Genomic DNA, 12,754 nt, shown 5'->3' on the forward strand with positions numbered 1-12,754 from the left:
CTAAGCTGTAACCTTGTTGTATAGTTTGGCCAGGGTCTCCACGGCATAATCAATCTCAGCCTCTGTATTGTATTTGCTGAACGAGAAGCGAACTGAACCACGGGCAGGATCAACGTTAAGGGCACGCAGCACATGCGAGCCGGCATTGGCACCACTACTGCAGGCACTACCACCTGATGCCGAAATTTTGGCAATGTCCAGGCTAAACAGCAGCATCTCGTTGATGTCAGACGCAGGCAGGCTAACGTTCAGTACCGTGTAAAGGCTCTTATCTCCGAACTCCGACATGCCGTTAAAGCTCACATCGTCCATCTGCTCACGCAGTTTATAAATCATTCTGTCCTTCAGGCCTTGTATATGTCTGGTGTGATCTTCCATATCACGGTAAGCTATCTCCAGCGCTTTTGCTAAACCAATAATGCCGTACACGTTCTCGGTACCGCCACGCATGTTGCGCTCCTGCGCACCACCTTGAATAAGAGGCTGTATTTTATAGTTTGCATCGCTGTACAGGAAACCAACACCTTTCGGGCCATGGAACTTGTGTGCAGAGCCAACTATAAAATGAGCGCCCAACGTTTGCAGGTCGTGCTTATAGTGTCCCATTGTCTGCACCGTATCCGAATGGAAAACCGCGTTGTACTTTTGGCAAATCTCACCTATTGCCTGGATGTCGTTCAGTGTACCGATCTCGTTGTTGGCGTGCATGACAGATACCAGCGTCTGTGGTTGGTTGGCCAGCAATTCTTCCAGGTGCTCTAGGTCCAGGTTGCCGCGCTCGTCGTGGCGCAGGTAGCTTACCTGTACGCCAAACTGTTTCTCCAGCATCTCCATGGTGTGCAGCACGGCGTGGTGTTCCATTCTGGTAGTAATGGCGTGCTTAATACCTAAGGTGCGGCAGGTGCAAACTATAGCTGCATTGTCGGCCTCGGTACCACCCGATGTAAAAAAGATCTCGGCAGGCGATGTATTTAATAAACCAGCTACTGTTTTACGCGCTTTTTCGATGGCTGCCCTTACCTCACGCCCGTGAGAGTGAATAGAAGAGGGGTTACCATAGTGCTCCAGCATAAACGGAGCCATAGCATCAAAAACTTCCTTGTCTAAAGGAGTGGTGGCAGCATTGTCTAAATATACACGCATGTTGGTAAGGGTTTGCATTACTATATAACGAACTACTAAAGTATCAAAAAAAGTTGCGCCAAGGAGAAAAGAACTTTACTTCTTCTCCTTGGCGCAAAGGATATTTGTTAAACAATATGTCTACAACAACAGCACATTATGCTTTAACAGAGATGATTTCTTTAATGTCAGCAATAATTTTATTGGCCAGGTGCTCTGCCGTAGCGTTGCTATCCGACTCGGCATAGATACGGATGATCGGCTCGGTGTTGGACTTGCGCAGGTGCACCCACTCTTTGTCGAACTCAATCTTCACCCCATCTATCGTATTAATCGGCTGCTTGGCATAGCGCTGCTGCATTTGTGTTAACACAGCATCTACGTCCACATCCGGGGTAAGCTCTATCTTGTTTTTAGAGATATAATAATTCGGGTAGCTGGCACGCAGGCGCGTCATGCTCATATCGGCTTTAGCCAGGTGCGTCAGGAACAGGGCAATACCAACCAACGCATCGCGGCCATAGTGCAGTTCAGGGTAAATGATACCACCATTGCCTTCACCACCAATTACGGCATTCTGCTCTTTCATCATGTTTACCACGTTTACTTCGCCAACGGCAGCCGCATAGTAGTTACCGCCTGCTTTCTCCGTAACATCGCGCAACGCTCTGGTAGATGAAAGGTTAGAAACCGTATTGCCTACTTTATTCTTCAGGATATAATCTGCTACAGCTACCAGCGTGTATTCTTCGCCGAACATGCTGCCATCTTCGTTTATCAGCGCCAGGCGGTCCACATCCGGGTCCACTACAATACCCAGATCAAACTTGCCTTTCTCGATCACTTTGGAGATTTCGCGCAGGTTTTCTGGAAGCGGCTCCGGGTTGTGCGGGAAATGTCCGTCCGGCTCGCAGTATAGTTTTTCTATCGTTTTAACGCCCAGCGCTTTCAGCAGCATTGGCACAGCAATACCACCGGTAGAGTTAACGCAATCGATAGCGATCTTAAATTTCTTTGCTTTTACAGCTTCCACATCTACTAAAGGCAAGGCCAGTATCGCTTCAATGTGTTTGTCTATCGCATCCTCGCGCTGGGTGTAGGTGCCTAACTCTGTTACCTGTGCAAATTCAAACGCTTCTTTATCGGCCAGTTCCAGCACCAGTTTGCCTTCCGCATCCGAAATAAATTCACCTTTATAGTTCAGCAGCTTCAGCGCGTTCCACTGTTTCGGGTTATGGCTGGCTGTAAGTATAATTCCGCCACCGGCTTTCATTTCCGGCACCACCATCTCCACAGTTGGCGTGGTTGATAAACCTACATCTACTACGTTAATGCCCAAGCCCTGCAGGGTGGCACATACCAGTTTGTTTACCATGTCGCCGGAGATGCGTGCATCGCGGCCTACCACAATAGTGTTGTTGCCGGTAGTCTGTAATACCCAGGTCCCGTAAGCAGCAGCAAACTTAACCACATCTACAGGGGTTAGTGCTTCGCCAGCCTGCCCACCTATCGTTCCTCTTATTCCTGAAATTGATTTTATTAAAGCCACTTGAGTAAAAGTTAATAGATCGCAAAAGTAGCAATAATTCGATTTATAAGTTTACACTTTGATCTAATATATGCCGGAGTTATTCTTACAAACACCAGCAGCCGTATTTTAGTATATTTGCCTTATGGATACTACTGTTTTTGATGATACTCCGCGCGGCCGGCAGCTGCAGGCCTTCAACCGCCTGCTGGATGTGATGGACGACCTGCGCGAGAAATGCCCCTGGGACCGCAAGCAGACTATGGAGAGCCTGCGCCACCTAACTATAGAAGAGACCTACGAACTATCGGATGCCATTTTAAAGAAAGATCTGCCTGAAATAAAAAAAGAGATCGGCGACCTGATGCTGCACCTGGTGTTCTATGCCAAAATAGCCTCCGAGCAAAATGCCTTTGATATAGCCGATGTACTAACTGCGCAGTGCGAGAAACTGATTTTCAGGCACCCGCACATTTATGGGGATGTAACCGCTGCTACCGAAGAAGAAGTAAAAAAGAACTGGGAACAGCTGAAACTGAAAGAAGGAAACAAATCGGTGTTGGGTGGCGTGCCTGGGTCGTTGCCGGCGCTGGTAAAGGCCATGCGCATACAGGAGAAAGCCCGCGGCGCCGGTTTTGACTGGGACGATAAGAGCCAGGTATGGCAGAAAGTACAGGAAGAGCTGTGTGAGTTTGAAGAGGAATTTAATGTTGCCGATACCACAACTATAGATAAAGAACGTGCCACTGCTGAGTTCGGAGACCTGCTGTTTTCACTCATCAATTTTGCACGCTTCGTAGATATAAACCCTGAGGAAGCCCTGGAAAGAACCAACCTGAAATTTATTGAGCGATTTAAGTATCTGGAGACGGAGGCAGCTAAAGATGGAAAGAGATTACAGGATATGAGCTTGGAAGAAATGGATTTTTACTGGAATCGTGCAAAAAAACTGTAGGCACGCATACAGTTTAAGTTTTCATTTTATATATTTAAATCGTTTTTCTTCAGAAAATCATCAAAAGGTGTTTAAACATTTAACACACAGGTAAATTAGAATATTTAAAGTGCATCACTCGTAACGACAGCTTAGGACCTGTTGCAGTGCCGAAAGTAAAGCCCCCGATAGTTACTCCGTTTAAGTTTAAATGCAACAATTGTATGCCGCCTGTGTATAATGGTAGTGCTCAATTTTTATATTTAAATTTTTTAAGAGATTGTAAGGCCGACTGAAGTTATACTTTGGATAATATTCTAAAATACATAGATTTGTGAATGTGCTTTTAAATTCCGGTGCCGGCGACGCAGTTTTGTAGAGAGTAAGTGTGTGGCAGGATTTACAGGATAAACTCCCTTTGGTAAAAAAGATAGAGCTATAAAGAACTAAAACTGAAACAATTACATTTTTATAATAACACAATCAATTTTAAATTACAACACAAACAGCTAAACTTTAAACTTTAATCAAAATGGAAAAAAAGACTGCAGTAGTGAGCAAAAATGCTAATGTAGAGAAAAAACCAAGTGCAGTGGGCTCTCTATTTGCGAGCATAGTTATTCCGCTTGCAATTATAGCATGTGTGCTTATCTATATGTTCGTGCTTGGTAACCCTGCCAACTTCGAAGGAAATGATCCTGCTAATCACCCGCTTCCAGGTAACTATCTTGGTATAGTTTATAAAGGTGGCTGGGTTGTTCCAATCCTGATGTCACTTAACCTAATGGTATTCATCTTCGCTATCGAGCGTGCACTTACTATTGGTAAAGCAAAAGGTACTAAGAGCGTTGCTGATTTCGTACGCACTATTTCTGCAAAACTTAACCAGCGCGATGTAAACGGTGCTATTGCTGCCTGCGATGCGCAGAAAGGTTCTGTAGCAAACGTAGCGAAAGCTGGTCTGCTGAAGTACAGAGAAATGCAGACTGAAACTGAACTGCTGAAAGCAGAGAAAGTAGCTGCTATCCAGAAAGAGATCGAAGAATCTACTTCACTTGAGCTGCCAATGCTGGAGAAAAACCTGGTGGTTATCTCAACTATCGCCTCTATCTCTACACTGGTAGGTCTGATCGGTACGGTACTTGGTATGATCAAAGCGTTCTCGGCTCTTGCAACTTCAGGTGCTCCTGACTCAGTAGCGCTTGCAAACGGTATCTCTGAGGCCCTTATCAACACAGCCCTTGGTATCATCGGTTCTACGATCGCGATCATCGCTTATAACTACTTTACAAGCAAAATCGACGAGCTTACTTACAGCATCGACGAAGCTGGTTTCAGCATGGTGTCTACTTTCGCTGCGCAGCACGATGCAGCTAACGTAAGACCACAAACTGTATAAGTTACACCGTATTTAACCAGATAAGATGCCAAAAGTAAAAGTAAAAAGAACAAACCCCTCATTGGACATGACGCCAATGGTGGACTTATTCTTCTTGCTGGTTACTTTCTTTATGCTGACTGCAACAGCCCGTCCTGACGAAGCTGTTATAGTTGATACCCCTTCATCTGCTTCAGAAATCAAGATACCGGATACCAACGTAATTACTATTACGGTTGATAAAAATGACCGTGTATTCTTTGGAGTGGACGGACAGCAGACAAAGGAAGCATTGCTTGATAAAATTGGAAGTAAGTATGGCGTGAGCTTCACCCCGGAAGAAAGAAAAACTTTCTCGCTCCTGAGCAACTTCGGTGTGCCGATCAATCAGCTTAAGTCTTACTTGTCAATGGAATCTAATGCACGCAAGGAGGTAAACCAGCCGGGAATACCAGTTGACTCTACTCATAACGAGCTTGGTGACTGGGTACTGCAAACACGCCTTACAAACCCGAATGTGGTAATTGCCATTAAGGGCGACCAGGATGTGAGCTACCCAACCGTGAAGCGCGTGATTGATATCCTGCAGGATAAAAAGGTTAACAGATTTAACCTGATTACTGACATGGAGATGAAACCAACGGCACTATAATTAGAAAGGAGAAAAGAAATGGCAGAAATACAACAACAGGCCGACTCCGGTAAAGGTGGGAAAAAACGCGCCAAACGTCAATCAACCAAGATTGACATGACGCCGCTGGTAGACCTTGCCGCCCTTCTGATTACGTTCTTCATGCTTACAACCACGTTTAACAAGCCACAGACCATGGAAATTAACATGCCTGTGAAGCCTGATAACATAGAAGAGCAGATTGCCCTGAAAGCAAGTAACGCCATGACTATTATTCTTGGCGAAGACGACAAGGTATTCTACTACTTCGGGTTGGCGGAAGATAAGCCAGAAGTGCTTGAGACAACATACGCCGCAGACGGTATCCGCAAAGTTCTGGTATCACCACAGGTTAAGTCTAACGACAAAATGACCATTATGGTGAAGCCTATGGATGGTTCCAGATACAAGAACATGGTGGATATCCTGGATGAATTAAAAATAACTGATACCAAAAAGTTTGCGTTAGTTGAGATAGCTGATGCGGATATAAAACTGGTACAAGAACAAATTGGAGGTTAAGAAATGGACGCAAGTAAGTTAGCAAAAGCATCGCTCGATGATATCGTCTTCGAAGGACGAAACAGAGCTTATGGTGCCTACCTACTTCGCAGACTTTACAACAAGCATATCACGGTTGCGACAACAGTAGCAATTATCTTGTTCTTCCTGTTCCTGAGCATTCCTTTGATCAGTAAAATGATACAGGGAGACCAGGATGATGAACAAGTGGTAGAGCGAATTGTAACAGAAGTAGACCTGGCCCCGCCACCACCACTGGATGAGACGACGCCGCCACCGCCGCCACCTCCACCAGATCTTCCGCCACCGCCGCCACCGGTACGTGCTACTGTAAAGTACACCCCGCCGGTAGTTAAACGTGATAACGAAGTGGCTGAGGAGGAAGAAGTTCCGGATCAGGAAGTACTGGAAGAAATTGACGCCGGTAAAAAAACAGTGGAAGGCGTTAAGAACGCTCCGTTAGACTTAGGTGAAATTGACGGTACCAGCGACGTAGTTGCTGAAGTAGTGGAAGAGAAGCCTTTTGACTATGTAGAGCAGATGCCAACTTTCCCTGGTGGTGAGATGGAACTACACAAGTGGGTAAGCAAAAACACAAACTATCCGCCGGCTGCACGTCGTGCAGGCGTGGAAGGTCTGGTTGTTGTTACCTTCGTAATCGGCAAAGACGGATCAGTATCAGATGTTAAGGTTGTGAAAGGCCTTGGCGCAGGAACTGATGAAGAAGCCGTTCGTGTAGTGAAAGCAATGCCAAAATGGAATGCTGGTAAACAGAACGGTAGAGCTGTGCCAGTTCGATATACCTATCCATTCCGCTTCAAACTGCAATAGTTTAACTATAATTATAGAAAACCCGGTCATGAAAATGGCCGGGTTTTTTTGTGCAAAATAAAAAAGCTCGGCAAGCATACTATTTAAAATTATTTCCGTATATTCAGAATACTATATTCAACAGATCAATGCAATTACCAAAAGATAAAAACAGCGAAATGAACACCTGACATATTGTTAAACTAAAACCCCCAAAGCCATGAAAGAGAGCTATTTATTCGACATGACCCTGAACAACATTGTGTTTGAAGGGCGGAACAAAGCCTACGGCGCGTACAAATTGCGCAGCATTTACCACAGGCATATAACTATAGCAGCTATAGTTGCAGTGGCAACTTTTTCAGCAGGGCTGGTAGGGCCATTAGTAAACAGTATGGTAGCCGGCGAAAAGGAGAAATATGTTAAGCCCACGCTTACCATTAAGGATCCGGTTGTGATTTATCTGCCACCGCCACCCGTTGCCCCGCAACCCGAGAAAGCACCTGCTTTGCCGGCAACTCCCGAAAAGGTGAAGATAGCCACAGAAGTGTATGCCGACACCAAAGTTGTAAGGGACAAAGACGTTGTGAAAGAAGTGGAGCTGGCAAACCAGGAAGATCTGAAGAATGCTAATTTCGGGACAGCCAAAGAAGAAGGGATAAAGCCGGATAACCTGAACACCACCCTGCCAGAAGATGCCCTTAACGGAATTGACGGAGGGACAGGAGAGACAGCACCTGCAGACGAGGCGCTGATATATGCTGATGTAATGCCACAGTTCGAAGGCGGCATGGATGACCTGATGAAATACCTGCAGCGCAAAATGCGTTATCCGGGAGCGGCGCAGTCAGCTGGTATAGAGGGTACTGTAGTAGTAACATTTATAGTTGACCGTACCGGCAAGGTAAGCAACGTGCAGGTGCTGAAAGGCCTCGGGTTTGGTACCGACGAAGAAGCAATGCGCGTTGTAAAAGGAATGCCGGACTGGACTCCGGGCCAGCAGAATGGTAGACCTGTGGCTGTGCGGTATACCTTGCCCATTAAATTTTCCCTAAAAAAATAAAAATCAGCTAATAAAACAGGGGGCAGAGACTAAAAAAGCATAAGCTTTGTAGTCTCTGCTTTTATATTTAAAGTGATACCATTAACTTTAATGGTTAAAGAATTCGTATGTTACTATAACGTGTAACATGTTAAGACCACAGAAAGAAAAGCCAAACACTACATCCTTCGCCAAGTTTGTGCGGATTTTTACCCTGTTGATGACCCTATTGTATATGTTGGCAGGGCTGTTCATTATATTTGCGGATGAACAAATGATGAACATTGGCATGGCGCAGAACACCCGCTACATGCTGGGCGGTATCCTTATCCTCTATAGTTTAGTACGGTTTGTACGGGCCTATAAAGCAAATACAGACAAAGACAGAAACAGGTATGAAGAATAGAATATGTGCGGCGCTGCTTGCAATGGGAGTAGCTGCTTTAGTAGGGTGCAATAACTCCGGAAACGCTCCGACCGATACACCTACCTCCGGTAAGATCAGCATTAGCGTGGACGAATCGTTTCAGCCGATCATTGAAACGCAGGTCAGCACCTTTGAGGGCATCTATAAGTACGCTGACATTACCGCCAACTATAGACCCGAAGGACAGGTAGTAAAAGACTTGCTTAATGACAGCACCCGGATAGCCGTATTGTCGCGGGAACTGACACCGGAAGAAAAAGAAGTTTTTGATAAGAAGCAGCTGGTACCACGCTATACCAAAATAGCGATAGATGCCATTGCCATAATTGTAAACCGCAACAACCCGGATTCGCTGCTGACCCTTGAACAACTGCGCAACGTGTTTGACGGTAAGGTAAAAAGCTGGCAGCAACTGAACGGGAAGAGCAACCTGAAAGACATAACCATTGTATTTGATAACAATAATTCGAGTACGGCACGTTATGTGAAAGATTCGCTTACCACAAACCATACGTTGCCACAAAACACATTTGCATCAGACTCGCACAAAGCCCTGATAGATTACGTAACACAAAATGAGAACGCCCTGGGCGTGATCGGAGTGAACTGGATCAGCGACCTGGACGACACAACGGCAATTGGTTTTCAGAAACGAATTAAAGTAGTGGGCATCAGTACAGATCCGGCGCCTCTCTCAACAGAAAGTTATTATCAGCCGTACCAGGCTTACATTGCGCAGGGCAAATACCCGCTGCTCCGGTACCTTTACATCATCAGTACCGAAGGGCGCACAGGCCTTGGCACAGGTTTTGCAGCATACGTAGCAGGAGATAAAGGCCAGCGCATTATTCTGAAATCAGGATTGGTGCCAGCTACAATGCCGGTGCGTGTGGTGGGGCTTAACTAAGAATACCTTTACTCAACAATTAGTGCATATAAACTTAACAAGCAAATTAAAATGACGAACAACTGGAAGTATATCCTTTTGATGGCCACAGCCTTCCCGACTGCAGCTGCTTTTGCTCAGACAGGAGATGCGGGTAAAAGAGCGTTAGACCTGGAGCGTTACGACGAGGCAAAATCGATCTATAAAAAACAGCTTAATGATAAGAATGCAGATAAAGCTTATTATACATTAGGTGATATTTATCTTAAAACAGAGAAGCTGGACTCGGCTGCTTATTACTTTAACCAGGGTATTGCCAAAAACAAGAAATCTGCCATTAACTATGCAGGTTTAGGTAAACTGGCCATGGAGCAGGGCAACAAAGCAGAGGCAGAAAAGAATTTTGACCAGGCCCTGAAGCTGAGCAAAAAGAAAGATGCAGATGTGCTGGCTGCTGTAGCAGAAGCTTATATTAATGCTGATAACAGAACAGATGCTGATCTGCAGAAAGCGGTTGAGTACCTGCAGGCTGCCGTGCAGCGCGACAAAAACAACGCCGCAGCTTACCTGCTGTTAGGTGACGCGCAGCTTGACCTTAAGAAAGGTGGCGAGGCCATGACCTCTTATGATAATGCTATCCGTATTGATGCAAACAATACAAAAGCATACCTGAGAAGAGGCCAGCTGTACACCAGATCAAGAAACTATGCTGAAGCTGAAGCTGCTTTCCAGAAAGCGATTGAGATAGATCCGAACTTTGCACCGGCTTACCGCGACCTGGGCGAACTATATTATTTCGCAGGCCAGTACGACAAAGCACTTTCTACCTTCCAGAAATATGTGGATATGGCAGAAAAAACGCCTGAAACAAGAGCGAAGTATGCTTCATTCCTGTTCCTGACCAAGAACTACGACAAGACGCTGACAGAAGTACAGGAAGTGCTGAAAACAGATCCGAACAACACAGTAATGAACCGTCTGTTGGCTTACTCTTACTTAGAGTTAGGCAAGCCGGAAGAAGCGCTGAAGGCAATGGAGAGCTACCTGCAGAAAGTAGATAAGAGCAAGCTGATTGCAGAAGACTACGAGTACTATGGACGTATCCTGAGCAAGAACAACCAGCACGCCAAAGCTACAGAAAACCTGCAGAAGGCAATCGAGATGTCGCCTGACAAAGTGGAACTGTACCAGGAACTGGCATCAGCCTATGCAAAAGCAGGGCAGTACGACAAAGCTGTAGCCGTGTACGACAAGAAGCGCGAGAGAACAGAGCCATCTAACGCTGACTTCTACTATGTTGGTAACATTTACATGCAGGCTGGTGCCGAAGCTGCCAATGCAGGAAATGCTGCCAAGGCAAATGAGTTCTTCAAGAAAGCAGATGAAACGTATGCAAACGTAACTACCAGTAACCCTACCTACGCGTATGGCCACTACTGGAGAGCACTTGCCAATGCCAACATGGACCTTGAAAGCTCTAAAGGTTTAGCGAAGCCACACTTTGAGGAGTTCATTAAACTGGCCAGCGCTGAGCCCGATAAGTACAAAGCAGCTCTGATTGATGCAAACAATTACCTGGGCTACTACTACTATGTAACGCAGCCAAACAGAGAACTGGCAGAGAAACATTACAAAGAAGTACTGAAGTTAGATCCGAACAATGAGCAGGCAAAAGCTGCTATGAACGAGATCAGCAAAACGCCAGCTAAAAAGAAGAAATAAGGTATAAACCTTAGCTATACACAAAAGCCTGCTCCCATAGAGCAGGCTTTTTTTGTCCGGGCCAATGATTAGAGGGATTAGGTTGATTGATAGGATTTCTGTTTAGGCTATAGTTAGAACTGCTATAGTTTCATAGTTACGGTTGGTCCAACCACCCCTACCCCTCCTTAGCCAAGGAGGGGAGCTATGCCACTACTATAGTTTGAATTTTTAGATTTATAGTTACAGACCAATAGTAGGCAGGCGCAGCCTGCCCCAAGGAATTATAGCCACGAGGAAAGCTACAGAACTATAGCTGTGCCAGTAAACTATAGTTTAGCTATCGAAAGATTACAGTCTTTGGGTTGAGCGCCTTGTAGATTTCCGGTGGCGCAGCCATTGCGAGGTACGAGCAAAGGAAATGTACACCGCGCGATGCCCGAAGACGGGGCCTCCCGGCCTGGGAGGGAGCCAAGTAAACTATAAAACAGTAGGTAAGTAGAGCTCTCAGGATTAGAAGCAACTATAAAACAACGGCTTGGTTCCAGCAGTAGGCAAAGCAGACTATAGAACTATAGCATTTCAGCATCAACTATAGTTTGAGATAGATTTCTCACTACGTTCGAAATGACAAAAGAGAGGAATGAACTATAGAACACATAAGATGTCTTGACTGTGCTCGACATGACACTTCAGAAACTATAGAACTATAGCAGCAAGAAAGCTGCAAGCTATCCCCTCTCCCTTACTATACAACTATAAATCAATAAATTCAGCGAAAGACAGGCCGTCTCGTAAAAAAGAAGTAATTTTGCATCCTTAAATTTCAGAGCATGACAGAAACTCCGCATAAGGCAGGTTTTGTAAGTATAGTCGGGAAACCAAACGTTGGCAAATCTACGCTAATGAATGCATTGGTGGGCGAAAAGCTTTCCATCATTACCTCTAAAGCGCAGACAACGCGGCACCGGATCATGGGTATTTTGAATGGCGACGATTTCCAGATCGTGTATTCAGATACGCCTGGTATTATAAAACCACAGTATGCCCTGCACGAGTCGATGATGAGCTTTGTGCGTACTTCACTGGAAGATGCTGATGTTATCCTTTTCGTGACAGACATTTACGAGAAGCACAACGAGGATGACGTGATCAAAAGATTACAGCATGCACAGGTGCCTATTCTGCTGCTGATCAACAAAATTGACCAGGCTACAGAAGAGGAAGTGAAGGAGAAAGTGGCTTACTGGCAGGAGAAGATGAACCCTACTGAAATCCATCCGATCTCAGCGCTGCACAAATTTGGCTTAGACCAGTTGTTCCAGCGGTTGCTTCATTATCTGCCCGAACATCCGGCCTTTTACCCGAAAGATGAACTGACTGACAAGCCGGAGCGTTTCTTTGTGTCGGAGATCATCCGTGAAAAGATTTTCCTGAACTATAAGAAAGAGATCCCTTACAGCTGCGAAGTTGTGGTAGAGGAGTTTAAAGAGGAAGAAGAGATCATCCGGATAAGAGCCGAAATAAGTGTAGAGCGCAAAAGCCAGAAGGGTATTGTCATCGGCAACAAGGGCGAGGCACTAAAAAAAGTGGGCATGCAGGCCCGCATTGATATGGAAGAGTTCTTCCAGAAAAAGATATTTCTTGATTTGTATGTGCGCGTGAACGAAAACTGGCGAACAGACCAAAAGCTGTTAAGGCGATTTGGTTACAGCGAGTAAGTAGGCGCATGTA

At 45.5% G+C, this 12,754-nt stretch carries 12 protein-coding genes; 10 read left to right on the forward strand and 2 right to left on the reverse strand.

Annotated features, from left to right (window positions below):
* Positions 1-1,143 carry a cysteine desulfurase family protein gene (locus H7F15_RS17880; RefSeq protein ID WP_185198370.1) on the reverse strand — a complete coding sequence of 381 codons (1,143 nt, stop codon included), beginning with the start codon at positions 1,141-1,143 and terminating at the stop codon, positions 1-3.
* Positions 1,144-1,279: 136 nt separating this feature from the next.
* Positions 1,280-2,671 carry a phosphoglucosamine mutase gene (gene glmM, locus H7F15_RS17885; protein WP_185198371.1) on the reverse strand — a complete coding sequence of 464 codons (1,392 nt, stop codon included), beginning with the start codon at positions 2,669-2,671 and terminating at the stop codon, positions 1,280-1,282.
* A gap of 124 nt (positions 2,672-2,795) precedes the next feature.
* Between glmM and mazG the strand changes: the two genes are divergently transcribed.
* The 10 genes from mazG (at position 2,796) to era (ending at position 12,741) form a co-directional block, all read left to right on the forward strand.
* Positions 2,796-3,605 carry a nucleoside triphosphate pyrophosphohydrolase gene (mazG, locus tag H7F15_RS17890; protein WP_185198372.1) on the forward strand — a complete coding sequence of 270 codons (810 nt, stop codon included), beginning with the start codon at positions 2,796-2,798 and terminating at the stop codon, positions 3,603-3,605.
* 511 nt (positions 3,606-4,116) lie between these two features.
* Positions 4,117-4,983: a MotA/TolQ/ExbB proton channel family protein gene (locus H7F15_RS17895; RefSeq protein ID WP_185198373.1), complete on the forward strand. Its 867-nt coding sequence runs from the start codon at positions 4,117-4,119 to the stop codon at positions 4,981-4,983.
* 25 nt (positions 4,984-5,008) lie between these two features.
* The gene (locus H7F15_RS17900) at positions 5,009-5,614 is read left to right on the forward strand and encodes a biopolymer transporter ExbD (RefSeq protein ID WP_185198374.1); all 606 of its coding nucleotides are present in this window, start codon (positions 5,009-5,011) and stop codon (positions 5,612-5,614) included.
* A gap of 18 nt (positions 5,615-5,632) precedes the next feature.
* A complete protein-coding gene (locus tag H7F15_RS17905) occupies positions 5,633-6,154 on the forward strand; it encodes a biopolymer transporter ExbD (RefSeq protein ID WP_185198375.1) in 522 nt (173 codons plus the stop codon).
* A gap of 3 nt (positions 6,155-6,157) precedes the next feature.
* Positions 6,158-6,985, forward strand: a complete 828-nt coding sequence (locus H7F15_RS17910; protein ID WP_185198376.1) for an energy transducer TonB — start codon at positions 6,158-6,160, stop codon at positions 6,983-6,985.
* 199 nt (positions 6,986-7,184) lie between these two features.
* Positions 7,185-8,027, forward strand: a complete 843-nt coding sequence (locus H7F15_RS17915; RefSeq protein WP_185198377.1) for an energy transducer TonB — start codon at positions 7,185-7,187, stop codon at positions 8,025-8,027.
* A gap of 127 nt (positions 8,028-8,154) precedes the next feature.
* On the forward strand, positions 8,155-8,412 hold the full coding sequence (locus tag H7F15_RS17920; protein ID WP_185198378.1) for a hypothetical protein: 258 nt from the start codon (positions 8,155-8,157) through the stop codon (positions 8,410-8,412).
* Positions 8,402-9,340 carry a substrate-binding domain-containing protein gene (locus H7F15_RS17925; RefSeq protein WP_185198379.1) on the forward strand — a complete coding sequence of 313 codons (939 nt, stop codon included), beginning with the start codon at positions 8,402-8,404 and terminating at the stop codon, positions 9,338-9,340. Before H7F15_RS17920 ends, H7F15_RS17925 begins: the two co-directional genes overlap by 11 nt.
* A gap of 51 nt (positions 9,341-9,391) precedes the next feature.
* The gene (locus H7F15_RS17930) at positions 9,392-11,041 is read left to right on the forward strand and encodes a tetratricopeptide repeat protein (RefSeq protein ID WP_185198380.1); all 1,650 of its coding nucleotides are present in this window, start codon (positions 9,392-9,394) and stop codon (positions 11,039-11,041) included.
* A gap of 812 nt (positions 11,042-11,853) precedes the next feature.
* Positions 11,854-12,741 (forward strand): GTPase Era, encoded by an 888-nt coding sequence (gene era, locus H7F15_RS17935; protein WP_185198381.1) that lies wholly within the window; start codon positions 11,854-11,856, stop codon positions 12,739-12,741.
* Positions 12,742-12,754 lie beyond the last annotated feature (13 nt).

The organism is Pontibacter sp. Tf4 (assembly GCF_014212495.1).
Classification (GTDB): Bacteria; Bacteroidota; Bacteroidia; order Cytophagales; family Hymenobacteraceae; genus Pontibacter.

Bases quoted from the DNA above. Each gene is read 5' to 3' on its own strand.
- H7F15_RS17930 (WP_185198380.1), top strand. From the start codon at position 9,392: ATGACGAACAACTGGAAGTATATCCTTTTGATGGCCACAGCCTTCCCG.
- H7F15_RS17910 (WP_185198376.1), top strand. From the start codon at position 6,158: ATGGACGCAAGTAAGTTAGCAAAAGCATCGCTCGATGATATCGTCTTC.
- H7F15_RS17880 (WP_185198370.1), bottom strand. From the start codon at position 1,143: ATGCGTGTATATTTAGACAATGCTGCCACCACTCCTTTAGACAAGGAA.
- H7F15_RS17915 (WP_185198377.1), top strand. From the start codon at position 7,185: ATGAAAGAGAGCTATTTATTCGACATGACCCTGAACAACATTGTGTTT.
- H7F15_RS17925 (WP_185198379.1), top strand. From the start codon at position 8,402: ATGAAGAATAGAATATGTGCGGCGCTGCTTGCAATGGGAGTAGCTGCT.
- era (WP_185198381.1), top strand. From the start codon at position 11,854: ATGACAGAAACTCCGCATAAGGCAGGTTTTGTAAGTATAGTCGGGAAA.
- H7F15_RS17905 (WP_185198375.1), top strand. From the start codon at position 5,633: ATGGCAGAAATACAACAACAGGCCGACTCCGGTAAAGGTGGGAAAAAA.
- H7F15_RS17920 (WP_185198378.1), top strand. From the start codon at position 8,155: ATGTTAAGACCACAGAAAGAAAAGCCAAACACTACATCCTTCGCCAAG.
- H7F15_RS17900 (WP_185198374.1), top strand. From the start codon at position 5,009: ATGCCAAAAGTAAAAGTAAAAAGAACAAACCCCTCATTGGACATGACG.
- H7F15_RS17895 (WP_185198373.1), top strand. From the start codon at position 4,117: ATGGAAAAAAAGACTGCAGTAGTGAGCAAAAATGCTAATGTAGAGAAA.
- mazG (WP_185198372.1), top strand. From the start codon at position 2,796: ATGGATACTACTGTTTTTGATGATACTCCGCGCGGCCGGCAGCTGCAG.